General features: G+C 55.2%; 20 protein-coding genes, 1 pseudogene and 1 riboswitch. Of the genes and pseudogenes, 11 read left to right on the top strand and 10 right to left on the bottom strand.

Features of this window, described 5'->3' with window-relative positions; all coding sequences use genetic code 11:
- Window positions 1-213: 213 nt before the first annotated feature.
- Genes AAFJ72_RS15730 through AAFJ72_RS15720 form a run of 3 tightly spaced genes read left to right on the top strand, consistent with a single transcriptional unit; the run spans window position 214 to window position 3769 of the window.
- Entirely contained in the window at window positions 214-1986 is a 1773-nt protein-coding gene (locus AAFJ72_RS15730; RefSeq protein WP_432774638.1) for an ABC transporter ATP-binding protein, read from the top strand.
- Entirely contained in the window at window positions 1983-2657 is a 675-nt protein-coding gene (locus tag AAFJ72_RS15725) for a response regulator transcription factor (RefSeq protein ID WP_122905330.1), read from the top strand. The genes AAFJ72_RS15730 and AAFJ72_RS15725 overlap by 4 nt, the downstream gene beginning before the upstream one ends.
- Window positions 2654-3769: a sensor histidine kinase gene (locus AAFJ72_RS15720; protein WP_432774636.1), complete on the top strand. Its 1116-nt coding sequence runs from the start codon at window positions 2654-2656 to the stop codon at window positions 3767-3769. Before AAFJ72_RS15725 ends, AAFJ72_RS15720 begins: the two co-directional genes overlap by 4 nt.
- A 38-nt stretch (window positions 3770-3807) precedes the next feature.
- On the opposite strand, the gene AAFJ72_RS15715 is transcribed toward AAFJ72_RS15720, so the two are convergent.
- The 4 genes from AAFJ72_RS15715 to AAFJ72_RS15700 form a co-directional block, all read right to left on the bottom strand.
- Window positions 3808-4833, bottom strand: a complete 1026-nt coding sequence (locus tag AAFJ72_RS15715; RefSeq protein WP_122905332.1) for a ThiF family adenylyltransferase — start codon at window positions 4831-4833, stop codon at window positions 3808-3810.
- A 5-nt stretch (window positions 4834-4838) separates the two neighbouring features.
- Window positions 4839-5546: a molybdenum cofactor biosynthesis protein gene (locus AAFJ72_RS15710; protein ID WP_432774635.1), complete on the bottom strand. Its 708-nt coding sequence runs from the start codon at window positions 5544-5546 to the stop codon at window positions 4839-4841.
- 95 nt (window positions 5547-5641) lie between these two features.
- Window positions 5642-6460: an SPL family radical SAM protein gene (locus tag AAFJ72_RS15705; RefSeq protein ID WP_432774634.1), complete on the bottom strand. Its 819-nt coding sequence runs from the start codon at window positions 6458-6460 to the stop codon at window positions 5642-5644.
- Entirely contained in the window at window positions 6457-7044 is a 588-nt protein-coding gene (locus AAFJ72_RS15700; RefSeq protein WP_432774632.1) for a methylated-DNA--[protein]-cysteine S-methyltransferase, read from the bottom strand. The genes AAFJ72_RS15705 and AAFJ72_RS15700 overlap by 4 nt, the downstream gene beginning before the upstream one ends.
- 257 nt (window positions 7045-7301) lie before the next feature.
- Between AAFJ72_RS15700 and moaC the strand changes: the two genes are divergently transcribed.
- From moaC to AAFJ72_RS15675, 5 genes are all read left to right on the top strand, one after another.
- Entirely contained in the window at window positions 7302-7784 is a 483-nt protein-coding gene (gene moaC / locus AAFJ72_RS15695; RefSeq protein ID WP_432774631.1) for a cyclic pyranopterin monophosphate synthase MoaC, read from the top strand.
- A 3-nt stretch (window positions 7785-7787) separates the two neighbouring features.
- Complete coding sequence (locus AAFJ72_RS15690; protein ID WP_432774629.1) at window positions 7788-9083, top strand: MFS transporter; 1296 nt, start codon at window positions 7788-7790, stop codon at window positions 9081-9083.
- Window positions 9084-9179: 96 nt separating this feature from the next.
- A riboswitch (SAM riboswitch) is annotated at window positions 9180-9294 on the top strand.
- 88 nt (window positions 9295-9382) lie between these two features.
- Entirely contained in the window at window positions 9383-10564 is a 1182-nt protein-coding gene (locus AAFJ72_RS15685) for a pyridoxal phosphate-dependent aminotransferase (protein ID WP_432774628.1), read from the top strand.
- 159 nt (window positions 10565-10723) lie between these two features.
- Entirely contained in the window at window positions 10724-11194 is a 471-nt protein-coding gene (locus AAFJ72_RS15680; RefSeq protein ID WP_122905339.1) for a hypothetical protein, read from the top strand.
- 172 nt (window positions 11195-11366) lie between these two features.
- Window positions 11367-12572 carry a PLP-dependent aminotransferase family protein gene (locus tag AAFJ72_RS15675; protein WP_432774627.1) on the top strand — a complete coding sequence of 402 codons (1206 nt, stop codon included), beginning with the start codon at window positions 11367-11369 and terminating at the stop codon, window positions 12570-12572.
- Between the two features lie 221 nt (window positions 12573-12793).
- Here the strand turns inward: AAFJ72_RS15675 and AAFJ72_RS15670 are convergent, their stop codons facing one another.
- On the bottom strand, window positions 12794-13642 hold the full coding sequence (locus tag AAFJ72_RS15670; RefSeq protein WP_432774625.1) for a family 1 encapsulin nanocompartment shell protein: 849 nt from the start codon (window positions 13640-13642) through the stop codon (window positions 12794-12796).
- 36 nt (window positions 13643-13678) lie between these two features.
- Window positions 13679-14284, bottom strand: a complete 606-nt coding sequence (locus AAFJ72_RS15665; protein WP_122905342.1) for an IMEF encapsulin system ferritin-like cargo protein — start codon at window positions 14282-14284, stop codon at window positions 13679-13681.
- Window positions 14285-14589: 305 nt separating this feature from the next.
- Between AAFJ72_RS15665 and AAFJ72_RS15660 the strand changes: the two genes are divergently transcribed.
- Together AAFJ72_RS15660 and AAFJ72_RS15655 are read left to right on the top strand one after the other, a co-directional pair.
- Window positions 14590-14871 (top strand): DUF2325 domain-containing protein, encoded by a 282-nt coding sequence (locus AAFJ72_RS15660; RefSeq protein ID WP_122905343.1) that lies wholly within the window; start codon window positions 14590-14592, stop codon window positions 14869-14871.
- Window positions 14872-14933: 62 nt separating this feature from the next.
- On the top strand, window positions 14934-15080 hold the full coding sequence (locus AAFJ72_RS15655) for a hypothetical protein (protein WP_170163447.1): 147 nt from the start codon (window positions 14934-14936) through the stop codon (window positions 15078-15080).
- A gap of 23 nt (window positions 15081-15103) precedes the next feature.
- On the opposite strand, the gene AAFJ72_RS15650 is transcribed toward AAFJ72_RS15655, so the two are convergent.
- The 3 genes from AAFJ72_RS15650 to AAFJ72_RS15640 all read right to left on the bottom strand — a co-directional run bounded on the left by AAFJ72_RS15650 (window position 15104) and on the right by AAFJ72_RS15640 (window position 17286).
- Window positions 15104-15382: a S1C family serine protease gene (locus AAFJ72_RS15650; protein WP_025843917.1), complete on the bottom strand. Its 279-nt coding sequence runs from the start codon at window positions 15380-15382 to the stop codon at window positions 15104-15106.
- Between the two features lie 12 nt (window positions 15383-15394).
- On the bottom strand, window positions 15395-16825 hold the full coding sequence (locus AAFJ72_RS15645) for a recombinase family protein (protein WP_432774623.1): 1431 nt from the start codon (window positions 16823-16825) through the stop codon (window positions 15395-15397).
- Window positions 16826-16965: 140 nt separating this feature from the next.
- On the bottom strand, window positions 16966-17286 hold the full coding sequence (locus AAFJ72_RS15640) for a winged helix-turn-helix transcriptional regulator (protein ID WP_432774622.1): 321 nt from the start codon (window positions 17284-17286) through the stop codon (window positions 16966-16968).
- 264 nt (window positions 17287-17550) lie between these two features.
- Between AAFJ72_RS15640 and AAFJ72_RS15635 the strand changes: the two genes are divergently transcribed.
- Window positions 17551-18651 (top strand): YheC/YheD family protein, encoded by a 1101-nt coding sequence (locus AAFJ72_RS15635; protein WP_432774621.1) that lies wholly within the window; start codon window positions 17551-17553, stop codon window positions 18649-18651.
- Window positions 18652-18757: 106 nt separating this feature from the next.
- Here the strand turns inward: AAFJ72_RS15635 and AAFJ72_RS15630 are convergent.
- Window positions 18758-19123 (bottom strand): annotated as a pseudogene (locus AAFJ72_RS15630) (trypsin-like peptidase domain-containing protein); the annotation flags it as partial.
- Window positions 19124-19327 lie beyond the last annotated feature (204 nt).

Here is a 19327-nt window from a genome sequence, read left to right as displayed (position 1 = left end):
GCGCAGGGGACGCCGCCGTCAACCTCTGCCGCTGTTTGCAGAAAGGAGAGGCTGCCTGCAACACCTTTTTCCTCCCGGCTGCTCGGTAAGGAGCAGCTTGCAATCATCTCCGGGAGAGGCGCTTTGCCCAAGCAGCGAAAGTGCAACGAAAGGAAGCGTCAGACGTAAACCATAAAACATGCCATACATAAGAGTGGGAAAGGAGTCAACCAAATGAGAGAACAAAGCAATGACAATCGTGTCCAACTGGGAAACTGGCGCCCGTTTTTTCAATTAATCATGCGGACGAAGCCGTCCAAGCTGAAAATCGCTGTCGCACTGTTCATGAGTGTGGCCACGACACTGGTTAGCCTGGTCATTCCGCTGTTTACCAAAGACCTGGTGGACAGCTTCACGCTCTCGTCCATCAGCCAAGGCCAAATCGTGCTGCTGATGGTCGCCTTCATCGCCCAGGCCATCGCCAGCGGGCTGTCCATCTATTTGCTCAACCACGTCGGCCAGAGCATTGTCGCGGCTCTACGGGACCGTCTGTGGAAAAAGCTGCTCGTCCTGCCTGTCTCCTATTACGACAACCATCGGACAGGGGAGACGATTAGCCGGATGACCAACGACACTGGCGTCGTCAAAGGACTCATCAGCGAGCATCTCGCCAGCTTTTTCACCGGAATCATTGCCATTATCGGCTCGGTGGCAACGCTTTTGTACCTGGATTGGCAAATGACGCTGACCATGCTGATCGCCGTTCCGCTGTCTGTGGCGATCCTCGTCCCGCTGGGCAGACAGATGTACAAAATTTCCAAAGGGCTGCAGGACGAGACGGCGAGCTTTACGACGATCATGAATCAAGTGCTGTCAGAGGTTCGGCTCGTCAAGGCGTCGAATGCCGAGCCGCATGAGTACGAAGCTGGGAAAAAAGGTATTGCCAACCTGTTTCGCTTCGGCTTGAAGGAAGGGCAGGTGCAGGCGATGATCGCGCCGCTGATGTCGTTTGTGCTGATGGTGCTGCTCGTCGTCATCATGGGCTACGGCGGAATGCGCGTCGCTTCGGGGGCGCTTTCGGCCGGCGAGCTGGTCGCGTTTATTTTGTACCTGGTGCAAATCATCATGCCGATGGGGCAGTTCACGCAATTTTTCACCCAACTGCAAAAGGCGATGGGCGCGACAGAGCGCATCATTGCTACCCTGGAAGAGCCGGAAGAGGATCACGAGAGCGGACGGACGGTGGAAAATGCCGCCCTGCCGATTGTCGTGGAGAACGTGAGCTTTTCTTATGAAAACGGGGAGACCATTCTCGATGATGTCAGCTTCACGATTCCGGCCGGAAAGGTGAGTGCGATTGTCGGGCCGAGCGGCAGCGGCAAGACGACGTTGTTTTCCCTGGTCGAGCGCTTTTACAAGCCGGATAGCGGCGTCATCAGACTGGGCAGCGATCCGATTGAGGCGTTTTCCCTGGCGTCCTGGCGCAGCAAAATCGGCTACGTCTCGCAAGAAAGCCCGCTGATCGCAGGCACGATTCGGGAAAACATCTGCTACGGCATCTCCCGCGAGGTGACAGAGGAAGAGCTGAAGCAGGCCGCCGCCATGGCCTACGCGGACCAGTTCATCGACGAGCTGCCGGACGGCTACGAGACGCAAGTAGGCGAGCGGGGCGTCAAGCTCTCCGGCGGACAGCGCCAGCGCATCGGCATCGCCCGCGCCCTGCTGCGCGATCCGCAAATTTTGATGCTCGACGAGGCGACGTCCAGCCTCGACAGCAAATCGGAAATTATCGTGCAAAAAGCACTGCAAAATTTGATGAAGGGACGCACGACGCTCGTGATTGCGCATCGACTGTCGACTGTGGTGGACGCGGATCAGATCATCTTTTTGGAAAACGGAAAAATCACCGGCATGGGCACGCACGAGCAGCTGTTTGAATCGCACGACATGTACCGGGAGCTGGCCAGCCAGCAGTTGCTGGTGAAGGAAAGGGTGCAGCTGACATGACCAGAATCATGGTAGTGGACGACGACCCGCACATTCGCGAACTGGTACACATTTTTTTGCGTAACGACGGGTTCGAGGTCGTGGAGGCGGAAAACGGCGTCGAGGCACTGGAAAAAATGGAGTCGCCCGGCGCCGACCTGGTCGTGCTCGACATCATGATGCCGCAGATGGACGGCTGGGAGCTGTGCCGACAACTGCGCGAGCACTACGATATTCCGCTGCTCATGCTGACGGCAAAAGGCGAGACGGCACAAAAAATCAAAGGCTTCGAGCTGGGAACGGACGACTACCTCGTCAAGCCGTTCGAGCCTGCAGAATTGGTGGTGCGGGTAAAAGCGCTGCTCAAACGCTACAAGATCGCCGCGTCGCACAAAGTACAGGCCGGGCTGTTGCAGCTTGACCGCAAAACATTTGAGATCGTACAGGATACCCGCTCGTGGACGATTCCGCTAAAAGAGTTCGAGCTGCTGTTCAAGCTTGCGAGCTATCCGGGGCAAACGCTCCCGCGCGAGCAGCTGATCGAGCAAATCTGGGGCTTCGACTTTGAAGGAAATGAGCGGACGTTGGATGTGCATATCAACCGCCTGCGGGAGCGTTTTCCGGAAGGGGAGTACGGCTTTCGGATTCGCACCGTGCGTGGACTCGGCTATCGGCTGGAGGTAGACAAATGACAAGAGAGCCCAGGGAAAAGCCAAGGCACAAATCCAGTCGAACGAAGCCGCTGCACAAGCGCATTGGACTGAGACTGCTTGCGACTGTCGGGATCTTTGCCTTGCTGATGCTCTGCGGGGCTGTGGCTTACTGGGGCACGGGCGTCTTTTACCGCTATACAGGGCTTGCTCCGAGCGAGTTTGCGCAAGCGGTGGTCCAATCTGTCGTCAGCTTTTGCATTTTTATCTTCACAGGGTTTGCAATCTCCCATTTTATCCGCCCCCGGCATGTCGAGCTGTTTCAACTGCTGCTCGACGCCTTGAGGCGAATTGCCAAAGGAGATTTCAGCGTCAATCTGGATGTGAAAATGGAGCGTCAATGGGGGCAACTGGTGGAGGGCATCAACCATATGGCCGAGCAGTTGCAGGCGATGGAGCAGTTGCGCCAGGAGTTTATTTCCAATGTTTCCCATGAAATCCAGTCGCCGCTGACCTCGATCAGCGGCTTTGCCCGCGCGCTGCAAAACGAGGATCTGAGCCTTGCGGAGCGTCGGCATTACCTGGAGATCATCGAAACGGAGAGCAAGCGTCTGTCCAAAATCAGCGACAACCTGTTGAAGCTCACGGCACTGGAGGGCAAGCACCATCCGGTCGAGCGCAAGCGCTACCGGCTGGACCAGCAGTTGCGCAGCATCATTTTGGCCTGTGAGCCGCTCTGGCTGGAAAAGGAGATCGAGCTGGAGATTGAGCTGGAAAAGGCGGAAATCGTCGCGGACGAAGACATGATGAGTCAGGTGTGGAACAACCTGCTCAGCAACAGCATCAAGTTCACCGAGCCTGGCGGCAAAATCAGCGTCCGGCTGCAATCGCTACCCGGAGGCGCACAGGTGCAAATTTCCGATACGGGCATCGGGATCGCCCAGGAAAACCTGGAGCGGATTTTTGAACGCTTTTTCAAGGAAGACAAGTCGCGCAACCGCGCCAAAGGCGGCAGCGGTCTCGGGCTGTCAATCGTGAAAAAAATTCTCGATCTGCATCAGGCGACGATCTCCGTGCAAAGCGAGCAGGGGCGAGGGACACGGTTTACGGTAACGTGGACGGGGGAGGTTCCTGTAAATGCAGCAAGACCTTGAGGACGACAAGCCACTCAAGGTCTTGCTGCTGTTTCCGGCTACGCCCCAATATACTTCGCATGCAGGGAACGGGCCACGCTGATCTCATCCGTCCCCTGGACGAGCACGCGTCCGTCCGGGAAGGCGACGAGCGTGTACGAATCGACATGGAAGCGGAGCAAAAACTTGTTTTGTTCTATTTTTCCAAGGGGAGCAAGCCGCTCGGCGAGGGCATCCAGATCGAGCTTGGCAGAAGCGCCCGGCGAGATTTGCACCGTGTCCCGACCGCAGAGCGACACGGCTTGTCCATCCTGTGTTTCTGGCTGCAAAAACGTAAACTCGTGCTTGCCGCACGTCGGACAGTCGCTGCGGCGGGCATTTGCCACCTTGATTTGCGTGTGGCGATTTTGCCAGATTTCAAAATGCTCCAGGTTCGGATTGAGCGCATCTGTTGCCCCGACCAGCAGCTTGAACGCTTCGGTCGCCTGGTAGGAGGCGACGATGTGGATAATCGGACCGATGACGCCGGCGGTATCGCATGTCGGCATTTCCCCCGGATTTGGCGCTTCCGGGAACAGACAGCGCAAACACGGCGTCATGCCGGGGCGAATGGCTGTAAACGTGCCCGTCGCGCTCACCGCACCGCCGTACACCCAGGGAATCCCGTGCTTCACGCAAACGTCGTTGACCAAATAGCGCACCTGAAAATTGTCTGTGGCATCAAGTACGAGATCGACGTCACGCAAAAGCTCTTCGGCGTTGTAAAAAGACAGGTCGGCGACAATCGGCTCAATCGTCACTTCCGAGTTGATTTTCGACAGCTTGGCATGGGCGGCAATCGCTTTTGGCAAATGCTGGGCGGCGTCAGCCTCGTCGTAGAGCATTTGCCGCTGCAGGTTGCTCGGCTCGACGAAATCGCGGTCAATTAGGCGTACAAAGCCGACTCCGGCGCGAACCATATGATTGGACAGCACCGTTCCGAGCGCCCCCATCCCGACGATGGCGACGCGGCTTTGCAGCAGTTTTTCCTGGCCGCTGCGCCCGATCGGGTGAAACAGAAGCTGGCGGGAATAACGTGTATCCAAAGCGGTTACGCCTCCTTTCCTTCCGACATCGCCAGCGGATTCCACGGGCCTTGCTGGTGCCCCTTCCATTCGCTGCCGTCCTCCCATATTTCCTTTTTCCAGATGGGAACGATTTGCTTTAATCTCTCGATGGCGTAGCGCCCGGCTTCAAAAGACTCGTTGCGATGCGGGGTTGCCACTGCGACGACGACGGCGATTTCCTCCACGGCCAAATCGCCGACGCGGTGATGCATGGCGACTTGTGCTCCTGGCCAGCGCTCCTCGATCTCGGCGGCAATTTGCTTCATTTTTTCCACAGCCATCGGCTCATACGCTTCATAGGAAAGGTAGACGGTGCGCTGTCCGTGCGTAAATTCACGAACCGTTCCAACAAACGTCAGGACGGCACCCGCATGCGGGTTGCTCACCAGTTGCACAAGCTTGTCTGCAGACAGCGGCTCCCGGGTAATGGCAAAGCGCGGTACTTCCTCGCCGCCGCTGACAGGGGGCAGGAGCGCGATTTCGTCATCCGGGCTGATGACGCGATCAGAAGCAGCGTACTCGTGATTAATGGAAACAAAACAGCTACCGAGTAGCGGCGCAAGAGCCGGATACTGCTCACCGACTGCTTGCAGCAGGTCGCGCACGGTTGCCTGTTCTGGCAAAGTCAGTTCAATCTTGCGAACATTGGCTCGTTCAGCCAGTCCGGCAAATAGCAAGATGGTAATCGTCAAAGCAATTCCTCACTTCCGATTGGGATGACAGTTATCTATGGCTTGACGATAACACAATCCGGCACAGATGCCAATGCGCGAAGGGGCTCAAGGACTTACGGCGCGAAGCCTTTTTGGCTTACGTACAGCTCGTCTTCCGCAAACACGCGCCGCAGCCGCTCGTAGACGAGCAGGTAGGCATCCGGCTCCGCCCATGCTTCCAGTCCCAGCTCGGCAAAAAGCGCGGGAATCCCGTTTTTCTTCGTGCGTTTGCCGCCGCTGCCGTCACCCATGTAAAAATCGTCAATGCACACCCGCCCGACCAGCGGGCGCAACAGGGCGGGAAAAGCTTCACTGCTCGGCAAGACAGGCGCAATCGTCGCCTGTGTCGGGACGCCAGCCGCAGCCAGCTCCCGAAGCGCGCGGAGCCGAGCGGCAATCGGGGGCGCTTGCGGGGAGAAATGTTTGCGGATTTCCTCCAGATCCGTTTCCACCGTCATACTGACGCGTACCCGCTCTCCCAGACAAAGCAGCAGGTCCAGATCGCGCGTGACGAGCGGGCTGCGCGTCTGCACGAGCAAAAAGTCGGGCGGATGCTCGACCATTACTTCGAGCAGCGAGCGTGTCACCTGCTCCCGATATTCGACGGGCTGGTAAGGGTCCGTGCTCGACGACATGAAAATCGAGACAGGCCCCTTCGCTTTTGCCCGCTGCAGCTCTTTTGCGAGCAGCGCGGCGGCTCCCGTCTTGATGTCAACCCACGTCCCCCAGTCTTGTCCGCGAAACAGCGAGACAGGCATTTGCCGCACGTAGCAGTACGAGCAGGCAAACGAGCAGCCTGTGTACGGATTGAGCGAATGGGTGTAGTCGGTCAAAAATCCGGTTCCTTTATTGAGCAACGTTTTTGGCTGTTTGTAAAAGAAAGTGCTGTTCACTTTTTGTCCCTTCCTACTTTTTTTGCGTCGTGAAAATGATCCCCGGGCGGCGGTGCGTGCATTCCTCTGGTGAGACTACCTTTTTCCAGTGCGATCAGCTCCGTTTTCATGGGGAGGCCGCCGCGATAGCCGGTAAGGCTGCCGTTTTTACCGACGACCCGATGGCAAGGGATGGTCAAAAGCAGCGGATTTGCGCCAATCGCCGCACCTACAGCCCTGACGGCGGCAGGCTGTTGGATGCGAGCCGCAATCTCCGTATAGGAAGCAGTTTGCCCGTATGGAATTTGGCACAGAGCCTCCCAGACCGAGAGCTGGAACGGCGTGCCCTGCAGATCTAGCGGGAGCGAGAATTGCTGCCGCGTTCCTTGCAGATACTCGCTGATTTCCGTCACATAAGGGGCGAGCTGTTCGTGATCCTGGACCAAAGCATGGCGGGGCCTGCGCCGGGCGAGCCACGCGGTCAGCTCTTCCAGCGGGCTGTTTTGGGAACCGACGAAGCACAGCCCCTTGGCTGACGCGGCAAGATACAGGTTCCAATGATTTACGGTTACTTTTGACCAGTACACATATTGTTTCTCCGTCATTTGTTCAACGCCTCCAGACGATCCCGTTTTCCGTTGCTTGCTGGTTGTTGTACGCACAGTATACCTTCGCCGCGTTGCTTTTGTACGGTTTTGCGAGTAGGATAGCAAGATAGTGAAAGCCGCAGAAGCAGTTGATAGCGATGTTCCCATTGCTTTTCACAGGCTGCGGGAGTATGGTAGGAATAAACAGATGCCAGATGGCAGCCAGGCTTTTTGGCTGTTTGCGAGTGTCGCGTACATGGAGGACGGATTGTTGCATGAAAGATCAGTTGACGCATTTTAATGAACAAAACCGCGCGCGGATGGTAGATGTCTCGGAAAAAGACATGACCAAACGGGAGGCTGTGGCAGAGAGCAAAATCGTCATGAAGCCGGAAACGCTCGCCCGCATCCGCGAAGGACGGGTAGAAAAAGGGGATGTGCTGGCAGTCGCACAGGTAGCGGGTGTCATGGCAGCGAAAAAGACGTGGGAGATCATCCCGATGTGCCATCCGCTGCCTTTGACCGGGATTGACATTCGCTTCACTTTTGAAAACGAGACGACGCTTTCTCTGGAAGCATCTGTGCGGACGACCGGAAGAACGGGCGTAGAGATGGAAGCGTTGACGGCTGTAAGCGCCGCTGCTCTCACCGTGTACGATATGTGCAAGGCGATGGACAAAGCAATGATAATCGGCCCGACTTGCCTGGTGAGCAAAACGGGCGGGAAAAGCGGCGATTTTCGCCGGGGAGAGAACTAGACCATGAAACAGAAATGGCAATCCTATCCGAGCAGCATTCGTCTTCTGGCGATTGCTGCGATCATTTTTTCTACAGGAATGGCTTGTATTTGGCCGCTTGTCACCATCTATATCCATGATTATTTGGGGAAGCCGCTGACCGTAGCGGGCTTTTTGCTGTTATTGAACCAGGGGGCTTTTCTGATCGGCAGCATCGCAGGCGGCATGCTGTTCGACCGCTGGGGGAAAATGCGCACGATCCTTTTTTCCTCTGTCGGCATTATTCTGATCTCTGTCGGGCTTGGCGTCACGCATGACTTCACCATGTATACGGTCTTGCTGTTGCTGAACGGACTGTTTTACGGCATGCTGTCTCCGGTCTTGAATGCGCTCGCTGTTGTGCTGTGGCCGGAAGGCGGGCGAACCGGAATCAATACGATCTACGTCGCGCTCAACGCCGGGGTGGCGGCGGGCTCTGCCCTTGGCGGTTTGCTGGCGAGCATCTCGTTTGCCTGGACGTTCTTCGGCAACGCCATCCTGCAAGTCATTGTGCTCATCATGTTCGTACTCACCCTGCCCCGTCAGCTCAAGGCAGCGGCGGACGGGTCCAGTCAGGGTGAGCAAGCCAATACGGCGGGCACTCCTGCGGCTGCCGGGCAAAGCGCTGCCCATCTGAATCCGGGTGATGCGCTTGCGCCGCTGCAGCAGCTGCCGCCGAAAAAAGTGGCGTGGGGCGCACTGCTGCTCTTGTGCAGCGGGCTTTTCATCTGTTGGATTGTCTACGTCCAATGGACAACGGTGTTGTCGACCTACATGCAGTCGCTGGGGATTTCCTTGCGTCAGTACAGCTTGCTGTGGACGATCAACGGCGGCCTGATCTTGTTCGGACAGCCGCTGATTGCCTGGGTCATTCGCCGCTTCGCCCGCACACTGCGCGCGCAAATGCTGCTCGGCTCCTACGTGTTCGTGCTGTCGATGCTGATTTTGTCGCAGACGACCTCCTACGCTGGCTTTGTCGCCGGCATGTTCATCATGACGCTCGGAGAAATGCTCGTCTGGCCGGCCGTGCCTGCCGTAGCGGCAGAGTTTACGCCACCAGGGCGCGAAGGCTTCATTCAGGGCCTGATCTCGGGCACAGGATCGGCGGGACGCATGCTCGGACCGCTGCTCGGGGCGATCATTTTCCAGCACTTCCAGGCGCAGGGGCTGTTGTACATCATGGCGGGGCTTGCCTTGCTGTCTGTCGCGCTTTTTGCCCTGCACAGCTCTTTTCAAGGCCGTACGGGAAAAGTGCCGCAGACGACCGCAGAAAAGATGTAAGCAGGAAAAAGCGGCTCGCCGCGCGAAGCATCTTGACACGTTCGGAACGCGCAATGTAGTATGAAGGAGATTAAAAACAGTATATTCCGTGTGCTTTACTTATGAAGAGAGGCGGAGGGACTGGCCCTATGAAGCCCGGCAGCGGATCTGCGCGCTCGTGCGATGCAGATGCTGTGCCAAATCCAGCAGGAGAATTCCTGACAGATAAGGACGTGACCAAGTTGATCTCCCCCTTTTTCTGTACGGAAAGAGGGGGTTTTTGTTGTACATTGGCCTAAAAAGAAAGGAACTGAAGAAAGATGCGCATCCAACCTTCCGATATGATTGATCGGCTCCCCACCCAGTTTTTTGCGACATTGGTGGCAAAAGTAAACAAAGTCATCGCGAGTGGGCATGACGTCATTAATCTGGGCCAAGGCAACCCTGACCTGCCTACGCCGCCGCACATTGTAGAAGAGCTGAAGGCGCAGGCAGAAAATCCGCTGCATCACAAGTACCCGCCATTTTCCGGCCGTCTGGAGCTGAAGCAGGCAGTCGCACACTGGTACAAGCAACAATTTGATGTGGACCTCGACCCGGAGGAAGAGGTAGCCATCCTGTTTGGAAGCAAAACCGGCCTCGTGGAAATATGCCAGGTGCTGATGAACGCAGGCGATGTGGCACTCGTACCGGACCCAGGCTATCCGGATTACTGGTCCGGCGTAGCGGTCGTAAACGGGCGGATGTCGATGATGCCGCTCACGGCAGAAAATCAGTTTTTGCCCGACTACAGCAAAATCCCGCAAGCCGATCTGGACCGTGCCAAGCTGATGTTTTTGAACTATCCGAATAACCCGACAGCAGTGAACGCTCCGTTTGAATTTTACGAAGAAACGATCCGGTTTGCCCGCAAGCACGCGATCGTCGTCTGCCACGATTTCGCGTACGGCGCGATCAGCTACGACGGCAAAAAGCCTGTCAGCTTCATGCAAGTGCCGGGGGCAAAAGAGGTGGGCGTGGAGTTTTACACGTTGTCCAAAACGTACAATATGGCCGGCTGGCGCGTAGGCGCGATGGTCGGCAACCGCGAGCTGGTAAGGCTCATCAATCTGATTCAGGATCACTACTTCGTCAGCCTGTTTGGCGCTGTTCAGATGGCGGCAGCCAAAGCGATGACCGACTCGCAGCAGTGCGTCCATGATCTGGTCGCTGTCTACGAAAGCCGCCGCAACGCGCTGTTTTCCAACCTGCACCGCATCGGCTGGCAGGCTACGCCATCGCAAGGCTCGTTTTTCGCCTGGCTGCCCGTCCCGGCAGGCTTTACTTCGGTCGAGTTCTCTGATTTGCTGCTGGAAAAAGCGCACGTGGTCGTCGCACCAGGTGTAGGCTTCGGCCCGAGCGGAGAAGGCTACGTGCGCGCCGCCCTGTTGTCGGACGAACAGCGCCTGGCAGAAGCAGTACGGCGGATCGAGCAACTGGGGCTTTTTGCAAAAACAAAATAGGAATGCAGCAGGGGACCACACTTCCTGAGGTTGGGGAGTGTGGTTTTTCTGACGCTGAGACATACAGGAATAAAAATCATTCTCAACGTTGACAGATAATGATTTTCATTATACGATGTTGTTAATGATAATTAATCTCAGCAGAAGCGGGAGGGTATTATGCGCTATCAGATTAACGGTTACACGGACATGTACACGGTGATCGCCAACGAGCGGAAAATCGGTGGAGCCATTGAAGCAGCTCAGGTTCGCCTGCGCACAGGTGAGGTTTTCACCAATGCGGTTCTCACTCGTCTGGAAATGTCCGGTGCGCATTTTTGCTCGATCGGCTTCGTGACAGAGGAAGGCAAGCGGCTGATTGTGCATGTGGACGACATCAGCATGATCGCGGACGCGCGCCACGTCAATGTATGTGAGCTTGCCAATGAATGCATGCGAAAAGAAAAGTGCGCCGAGCGCCTGAAGCGTTTGAAGCGCCTCTGTGAGCTGAACGAAGGAAGCTGTACGCCTACCTTCCAGGAAGAGGCGTTGCTTTTGGCAGAAGACATTGGCCTCGAGGAAGCGCGCTCCCATGTGGATTTGTCCTTCCTGCCGCATGCAGAAAAATCGCGGGTTGTCCGCATCGCGTAGAGTATTTCCAACCACGCTACATATTTCGCCCCTTTCCCTTTTTCGGTGGAGAGGGGCTTTTTGCGTACGCTCGACATAGTCAAAACCTATTTGCGCCATAGCTAGCGGGGATTGGACTTTGCCTGAGGTCAGTGATAAAACAAGAATAAGCAAAATCAAGGGGGAACGGGACATGGAGTATTCTTTTTCAAAATCAGTAGACGCATTATCCTCCTCGGCTGTCCGGGAAATCTTGAAGCTGACCCAAGGCAATCAAGTGCTCTCGCTCGCAGGCGGGCTGCCGGCTGAGGATTCTTTTCCGATTGCAGCGATGCGCGAAGCGTTCAATCGGGCATTTGATCTGGGTGCCAAATGTTTGCAATACGGTTTGACTGACGGATACATTCCGCTTCGCGAGTGGGTTGCCTCACGGATGAAGCAAAAACATATGAACGTTGGCGTGGACAATATGCTGTTGACCACGGGCTCCCAGCAGGCCGTCGACTTGCTGTGTCGGGTCTATCTGGACGAAGGCGACGTCGTGCTGGTAGAAAATCCGACGTATCTGGCTGCGGTCCAATTGTTCCAGTTCCGCGGAATTCGCATCATTCCGGTACAAGGAGATGCAGATGGGATGGATCTGGACGATCTCGCGAAAAAAATCGCCCAGTATCGCCCGAAAATGGTTTATGTGATTCCGACTTTTGCGAATCCGACAGGAAAAGTATGGAGTCTGGAACGCCGCCAAGGCTTGCTCGCCCAGTGCAAAGCGAACAATATCCTCATTCTGGAAGACGATCCGTACGGCGAAATCCAGTTTGACGGAGAAGCTCCGTACCGTTCCATTTTCTCACTTGATGAGCATCCGACAGATTCCTGTGTCGTGTACACGAGCACGTTTTCGAAAATCGTCGCTCCCGGTGTGCGTACCGGCTGGGCTATCGGTGACAAGCGCGTCGTCCAGATGATGGTCAAGGCGAAGCAAGCCGTCGACCTGCAATCCAGCACGATTGACCAGATTGCGCTCCATGAACTGCTCTCCCGCTTCGATCTGGATAGCCACATTGATAAAATTCGCGCTTCCTACAAACAGCGGATGGAGTGGATGAACGAGCTTCTGCTCGCCCAAAACTGGGACGGCGTTCAGTGGGAGAAGCCAAGAGGAGGCATGTTCTTCTGGGTGAATTTGCCCGAGCATGTGGATTCGGAAAAACTGCTGGCCCGCTCTGTGCAAGAAGGCGTGGCATTCGTTCCGGGCAAGCCGTTTTACGCAGCGGAGCCGCAGGCAAATACGATACGCTTGAACTACACGTTGCTCAACCGTGAAGACACCGAGCTGGCGATTGCCAGACTTGGCAAAGCATATGCAGCATACAGTCAAAGTCTGGTAACGCAGTAGCAACGTCTGCGCCTGCGAAATCGTTTGGCGAACGAAAAAACCGCACCAAAAGACAATCATGCCAACAGAAACCGGCTGGTTGTCTTTTTTGTTTCAAAAAAAAACGTGCCCATCGACGGTAAAGTCAAATGGACACGTTTTTTTCAGATAAACTGGCACTGAAGCGCTGAGCTTCACAGGCGGCTGTCTGATCGAAGCACAAGCCAGCCCAGGCCATTTTTTTATTCTTCGGTTTCCTCCAGCGTGCAAATCGCGCTAGGACGCTTGATGCGCAACACCGCGCACTCGTAGACGCGGAACAGGCTGTTCATTTGCTCGTCTCCAAGGAAAGCGGTGTCGAAGTCTTCCGCAATCGCCAGGTCCAGGTTGTGACGGCCGGTTGCGACCAGCACACCGGAGCGGCCCTTGATCGTTGGCGACTGGTACACGCCGTCCGTGACGAGGTTGCGTACATGGTCGATCTCAAGAACATTCGTGCCTTTGTGCACGCGGTGCAGGAGAGCGTACAGCTCAGGCGACACAACCAGGGCGTACGGGCCGCTGTGGCCCATTTTCAACAGCTTGTTGCGCGCTTCCACAATGTCTGCGAACGCGTTGCCGGACTCCATCCAGTCGCTTTTCAAGTGCGTGAGACGGCCTTTTACATTCATCAGACCAGGCAGGTCGAATTCAGCCGATCCGTTGAAAATCAGGTCGTCTTCCATCAGGGCGCAGCTGGCAGCGGCGTTTGCAGCGGCGCTCATGTCAAGCGGCATGCCGAGTGTGCGCGCTTGCGCCACGTCGCGCCAGTAGAGCATGAAGTCTTTGTACAGAATCGGGATCGTCATGCTCACACGGCGGCTGGGCTGTGTCATTTCCAGCGATTCGCCGCGCAGGGAAAGACCGCCGAAGCGGGATTCATCGTACACGTCGTTCGTAATCGTCTGGATACCCTCGCCGAGCGGGCCGTAAATGTCAATGAAACGGCGTCCCACAAGTTGACGGCGCGCCATGTCGATTACAGTGTCGTCCAGCTGGCTCCATTCATCTTTTGTCAAGGGAGAGTCAGGGTATTTGCGAAGCTTGTCCATAGCGTAACCTCCAGGTCATATAAGATCGTTGTTTCCTTACAGTCCTTTCAGACTTCCTACTGTAAGCCCCTTTTTGCCGGAAACAGCCTTGGCCGGAGCAGAATGCTTGATGACGGAAGCAACACCGTTCGCAGCGGAAGCAGAAGCTTTCAAGTGATCCACCTGATGAATGTCGTGTCCTTCGTCGTGGTCGGTCAGATCCGGGCGGGACCCGTCAGAGAACCGCTCGCTCAATGAGGCCATGATTTCTTTCACTTGCAAGTAGTCGGCGTGGGTTTTTTCGCGCATGCCGTCCAGAGTCTGGCGAGTTTCTTCATCTTGAAACTCGTACAGGGAAAGCTCCAGGTGTTCGCGGAAATTGTGCAGGCCAAAGCGCTCCAGGTTCACATCCGACAGCATTTGCGAAAGCTCGCGGTCGCTCAGCTCGGCAAGCGTTTCTTTTTCGGACACTTTTTCCAGGTAAGGAATCAGTTCCTGGAGTCGTCCCAAGCGCTGTTCTTCTTCTTCCAAAATGTGATGGTAGTACAAGCGTGTATGCTCGTCCTGGGCAGCGTCGATAATCGGCTGGATGATTCCCATAAAATGATTGATGTATCCTCTGGTTCGATCAAAAATGGCGTGCAGTTGTGTAATTTCTTGCACCCTCCGCCACCTCCTCATTCACGATCTTATTTGTTCATTATACAGTTGGAAAAATGAACCGGGCAATACATATGTAGATATTCGGCTTTTTTTGTCATAAATGGCGGTTTCTATGCACAATGGTTGCCGGAGCAAAGAAGTCGTTACCGTTAGTTTTCTATTTTTACAAAAAAGTTATCATGGAGAGTATTGTCAAAGGCAAATGGGAATGATAATATTTATCAATAAGAGTGATATTCATTATCAATTAGAAAGCAGAGAAACAAAACATACATTTTACACTCACTTGAAGGAGGAAAACAGTTATGTCATCCATTTTAGTTATTGGCGGAGATCGCCTTGGAAATATCGTCGATTTGTTGCGCGGGCAAGGCTTCAAGGACATTCACCATGTCACAGGTCGCAAAAGCTCGCAAACAGGCGTGAAAATCCCGGCAGGTATCCATATGATTCTGGTACTGACTGATTTCGTGAACCACAACCTGGCGAAAACGGTGAAAAACCAGGCGAAAGACCGCGAACTGCCGATTGTGTTCTGCAAACGTTCGTGTTCCGCTATTGCCAAAGCTTTCGAACTGACCGCGTAAATACATACCCTCTCTGGTGGATAGACTAACGCGTGAGTCTGATCCCAACGGAGGAATGGCGTATGGAGCAAAACCGTTTGAACGAACTGCCTATTGCCAAGCTGACGGCCGTGCAGCTGCAGCAGTTGAAGCAGGCAGAGGAACAAATCAATTCCGAAGGTCAAAACGTGTACTTGATCGCGTTTGAAAAGCAACCCCCGTCATCCTAGACGGGGTGTTTTGCTTCTCTTTGTCATTTGAAGACGTACTGCTCCAGTTGCGCTTTCAGCGCGTCAATGCCGATGGCAAAGCCCAGGCACTGGCTGGATTGAATGATAAAGGCATTGAGTCCGACAACCTCGCCGTTCAGGTTGATGAGTGGCCCACCACTGTTGCCGGGGTTGATGGCGGCATCGGTCTGGAAAATTTCCTCGTACATTCGCTTGGCAACTTGCAGGCGACGGTTTTTGGCGCTGATGATTCCGGCAGTGACGGAGTTTTCCAATCCGAGTGGAGAACCGCCTGTGTGCAAAGAGCAGAATTATTAATGAAAAACAAGGTGTTGAAGGCGGACGGCGCGCTCAGGACGCTGCCCTGCTTCGGAGGAGACGGTTGCTTCCAGACGCCGGATGAGCATGGTGATGAGCAGGCGACGTTCTTCCTCACTGGCATGGGCCCAGATGAGCGGCCATTCGGTCATAAGGCCAGGAGCGGGGGAAGCGGTTGGCGGGGGAAGCTGGGCCTGCGATTCCGGCTGCAATGCCGCCATTTTTTCGCGAAACGCTTCCAGGGAGATCAGCCCTTCCTCGTAAGCTGCCTCCCAGCGCCGCCGCTTGCGCTCCCGTTTTTGCTCCAGCTCCGCTGCGGTCGGGCCATCGGAAGCGCGCAGCGACTCCCGTGCTTCCGCTAGGGCGGCAAGCGCTTCTTCCGCGTAGAGCATCAGCTCGGAGAGAACAGCCTGCTCCAGTCGGTCTTCGCGGATGGCAGGGGCGTCGCAGCGTCCTGTCTGCCTGTTTTTGCATAAATAGTAGCGATGCACATACAGCCTTCCGCCGCTTTTGCTCTTCGCTGTTTTCCCCCGCATGGGTGCGCGGCAGCGCGAGCAGTAAAGCAGGCCGGAAAAAGAAAACGACGAGCCAAGGACGCGCGGATGAAGCGAGCCACGTGCCGCGATCTTTTTTTGCACACGGTCAAAGCAGGCTTTGTCGACGATGGCAGGATGCGCCGCTTCCTCGATAATCCACTCGTCAGGCGCGTTTTGGCGCTGGTGCGAATCGGTGTAGTTCCAGCGCAAAGCCCCGTGATACACCGGATTTTTCAGCAGGCGAAGGACGGCGCTTGCACTCCAGCGGGCGCCATTTTTTCCGCGCAGCCCTTGGCGGTTGGCCCACTCGGCGATCTGCCTTGGTGATTCGCCTTTTTCGTAGCGGGTAAACATCTCGCGTACACAAGCCGCCTCGACGGGCAACACAGTCAATCTTCCTTCCAAAAGCTCGTAGCCAAAAGGAGCCGGGCCGCCTGGCCGTTTGCGTTCTCTCGCCATTTGCTCCATGCCGAGCTTGACCCGCTCCGCCAAATTTTCCCTCTCCCACTGCGCGAGTGCCGCCACCAGCGTAATAAACAGCCTACCGATCGCTGTCGTCGTATCGTAAACCTCCGTGCAGCTCTTGAAGCGTACGCCGTACTTTTCAAATTGTTGCAGTAGCCGATACAGATCGAGCACGGAGCGGGTGAGCCGATCGAGCCGATAGACGAGGACGACATCGATGTTTCCCTCTCGAATATCGTGCAAAAGCTGCTGAAGCGCCGGGCGATTCGTATCCTTGGCGCTGACCCCTTCGTCGGCGTAGATGGCGGCAACCTCCCACCCTTGAGAGTGAATGTACGCCAACAGCTTTTCCCGCTGGGCCGGGATCGAAAACCCTTCCCGTGCCTGGTCTTCGGTGCTGACGCGCATGTAGACAGCCGTTCGCATCCGCTTCCCTCCCATCTGCTGAGGTTGCTAGAGTCTACAGCAAAATGCCGGATTGTATGCCTGGCCAGCGCAAGAAAAAAGGTGGGCTTCAAGCGCACAAAAAAGCCCCGCTTATCCTTTGTTGGACAAGTGGGGCGGCACTACATCCATTTTTGTCCCCATTCGTGAATGGATTCAATGACTGGACGCAGGTCTTTACCTTTTTCTGTCAATTCGTATTCGATGCGAACGGGAATTTCCGGGTACACCTTGCGCTCCAAAATCCCCAGTTCCTCCAACTCTTTCAACCGTTCCGAGAGCATTTTGTCGCTCATTTGCGGAACCATCTCGCGAATATCCTTGAAGCGAACGGCGCCGCGCAGCAAAACGTGAATGATGAGACCCGTCCACCGTTTGCCCAGGATCTTAATGGCACATTCGTACTTGGGACACATGTGTTCGCCAGCAAACTCTTGACTCATGTTGGTGTCACCTCTGTATTGCATGGTTGTATTACCGCTTATTGTACCAGATATGCTTGAAAAAAGTAAGTAACGAAGTGTTGGGGAATCGCTCCTTTATGTTGTTGCCAAATGCATACGCATGTATGCGCATTCCTTTTGCCGACCGCCTGCTTGCCGTCCGGGCCTGGGGGTGCCCAAGCCCGTTTCGCCGCTGGATCGTTTCGTGGGCAGGTTCACGAACATAGACTGTGGCGAACGATTCGAGAAGAAGAAGGTGTTAGGATGCATCCCAAACGGGTGATCGGGATTTTGACCTGGCGAAAGGGACAGCGCTTTGGCGAACCAGACTATTTGCGCAAGCTGGTGCGGGCAGGGCAAAGGCTGGGGGCGGAAATCTACCTGTTTTCGCATCAGGACGTGAATCGGAAAGCAAAAAAGATCAGAGGCTTTGTGCCGAAAGCGGGGGGCGGATGGGCCAGCAGATGGTTTCCGTGGCCAGAGGTCGTCATTGACCGCTATCGGCGGCGCGTACCGGAGTACATCCGGCTGCGAAACAGCAACCTGTTTTTCTTTGCGAACAGCCCTTTTTCCAAAAAGTGGCGCGTGACGCAGCTGTTGGCCAAAGACGAACGGGTCCGTCACTGGATTCCGGAGACTCATCTGTACGCAAAAAAGACAATGGCAAGCATGATGGCCCGACATCCGCTGGTGTATGTCAAGCCGGGGAATGGTTCGGGCGGGAAAAGCATTTTGCGGGTGGAACATGTCGGCAAAAAGTATCTCCTTTCCGGACGTGACAAGCAGTATCAGGTGCATATGGCCAGGCTTGCCAGCAGGATGGCTGTCGAGAACTGGGTCAGCCGCTGGGTGGCCCAGCAACGAATTGCAGACGGCAACTTTTTGGTCCAGCAAGGAATCGATCTCGGCCTGATCCCGGGTCATGTGGCAGATGTCCGGGTGTTGATCCAAAAGGACGAGGAAGGCGAGTGGAGAGTAACAGGCAGCGGGGTTCGCATCGGCAAGTCAGGCAGCTCCACCTCCAATCTGCATGGCGGAGGACGGGCGTTTCCGTTTGCGCCGCTGATCGAAAAATGTTTCGGCAGCAAGGCACCGCACATTATCCGGGAATGCCACCTGCTTGCCCATGAGGTGGCGAGCACACTGGAGGACTATTTCGGCAGGATGATGGAGTTTGGCCTGGACATCGGTGTGGATGTGAACGGGCGGGTGTGGCTGATCGAGGTCAATCCCAAGCCGGGACGTGAAGTTTTTCGCCGGATAGGAGAGAGGGACACGTATGCCAAAGCGATCGAGCGTCCGGTGCAGTTTGCGCTCCATCTTGCCCGCAGCAGGCAAAGCCGCGAAGTTTCACAGAGGGCGTGACGCGCTGGCGATTGAGCAACAGCCTGTTTTTTGGCGCTATGACGACAAGCGGGGAACCGACACTGATGACCCATTCACCAACCTTGGTGTGGGAAGAGTTGCCGAGCGGCAAAGGGTAAAGCTTGCAGTCCGCGTCAATTTTAATGACAGCATAATCTCTGACTCGATCAGCGATGATGCGTTTGGCTTCGAAAATCTTGCCGTTGAACAGCTTGACAAAAATTTTTTTCGATTTGCCGATGACATGCTCGCTGGTCAAGATATAACCTCTGGGATGGAAGATAAATCCCGAACCGAAGCTGCGCTCAAGAGGCGTCGTCGATTTATCTTCGTGATCGATGAGGCTGCGGATGAGGGAATCGACATCTTTGGCAAGGGGGGCGTCTTCGGTAACGATGGAGACGACTCCCTCCTGAACTCGCTCTACAATCGGAACAAAAAAGTTGAACGGGTGCAGACTGCTGCTGCTCACAGGGTACTTTACACGCGTATACTGGGACCATCGTTTACTTTTCAACAACCTCTCCCCCTACAGCAGTAGTTAGGTATATATCATCTTATGGAACGGCAGAAGGGAAGGGACGCCCAATTTGCTTATGCACGTGTGTTATATCATTATTTTCGATTGATATAATAAAGAAATAGCATTGGTATAATTATTAGAATCGAATTATAA

Origin of the sequence: Brevibacillus gelatini, assembly GCF_050920745.1 — a bacterium.
GTDB lineage: Bacteria > Bacillota > Bacilli > Brevibacillales > Brevibacillaceae > Brevibacillus > Brevibacillus gelatini.
This window is presented reverse-complemented; position numbering and strand designations above follow the sequence as displayed.

What these genes read in the sequence shown, in the direction of transcription:
- AAFJ72_RS15645 (WP_432774623.1), bottom strand. Translation starts at nt 16,825, where the DNA reads ATGCGAACGGCTGTCTACATGCGCGTCAGCACCGAAGACCAGGCACGG.
- moaC (WP_432774631.1), top strand. Translation starts at nt 7,302, where the DNA reads ATGAAAGATCAGTTGACGCATTTTAATGAACAAAACCGCGCGCGGATG.
- AAFJ72_RS15725 (WP_122905330.1), top strand. Translation starts at nt 1,983, where the DNA reads ATGACCAGAATCATGGTAGTGGACGACGACCCGCACATTCGCGAACTG.
- AAFJ72_RS15660 (WP_122905343.1), top strand. Translation starts at nt 14,590, where the DNA reads ATGTCATCCATTTTAGTTATTGGCGGAGATCGCCTTGGAAATATCGTC.
- AAFJ72_RS15655 (WP_170163447.1), top strand. Translation starts at nt 14,934, where the DNA reads ATGGAGCAAAACCGTTTGAACGAACTGCCTATTGCCAAGCTGACGGCC.
- AAFJ72_RS15670 (WP_432774625.1), bottom strand. Translation starts at nt 13,642, where the DNA reads ATGGACAAGCTTCGCAAATACCCTGACTCTCCCTTGACAAAAGATGAA.
- AAFJ72_RS15690 (WP_432774629.1), top strand. Translation starts at nt 7,788, where the DNA reads ATGAAACAGAAATGGCAATCCTATCCGAGCAGCATTCGTCTTCTGGCG.
- AAFJ72_RS15720 (WP_432774636.1), top strand. Translation starts at nt 2,654, where the DNA reads ATGACAAGAGAGCCCAGGGAAAAGCCAAGGCACAAATCCAGTCGAACG.
- AAFJ72_RS15730 (WP_432774638.1), top strand. Translation starts at nt 214, where the DNA reads ATGAGAGAACAAAGCAATGACAATCGTGTCCAACTGGGAAACTGGCGC.
- AAFJ72_RS15700 (WP_432774632.1), bottom strand. Translation starts at nt 7,044, where the DNA reads ATGACGGAGAAACAATATGTGTACTGGTCAAAAGTAACCGTAAATCAT.
- AAFJ72_RS15685 (WP_432774628.1), top strand. Translation starts at nt 9,383, where the DNA reads ATGCGCATCCAACCTTCCGATATGATTGATCGGCTCCCCACCCAGTTT.
- AAFJ72_RS15640 (WP_432774622.1), bottom strand. Translation starts at nt 17,286, where the DNA reads ATGAGTCAAGAGTTTGCTGGCGAACACATGTGTCCCAAGTACGAATGT.
- AAFJ72_RS15675 (WP_432774627.1), top strand. Translation starts at nt 11,367, where the DNA reads ATGGAGTATTCTTTTTCAAAATCAGTAGACGCATTATCCTCCTCGGCT.
- AAFJ72_RS15635 (WP_432774621.1), top strand. Translation starts at nt 17,551, where the DNA reads ATGCATCCCAAACGGGTGATCGGGATTTTGACCTGGCGAAAGGGACAG.
- AAFJ72_RS15680 (WP_122905339.1), top strand. Translation starts at nt 10,724, where the DNA reads ATGCGCTATCAGATTAACGGTTACACGGACATGTACACGGTGATCGCC.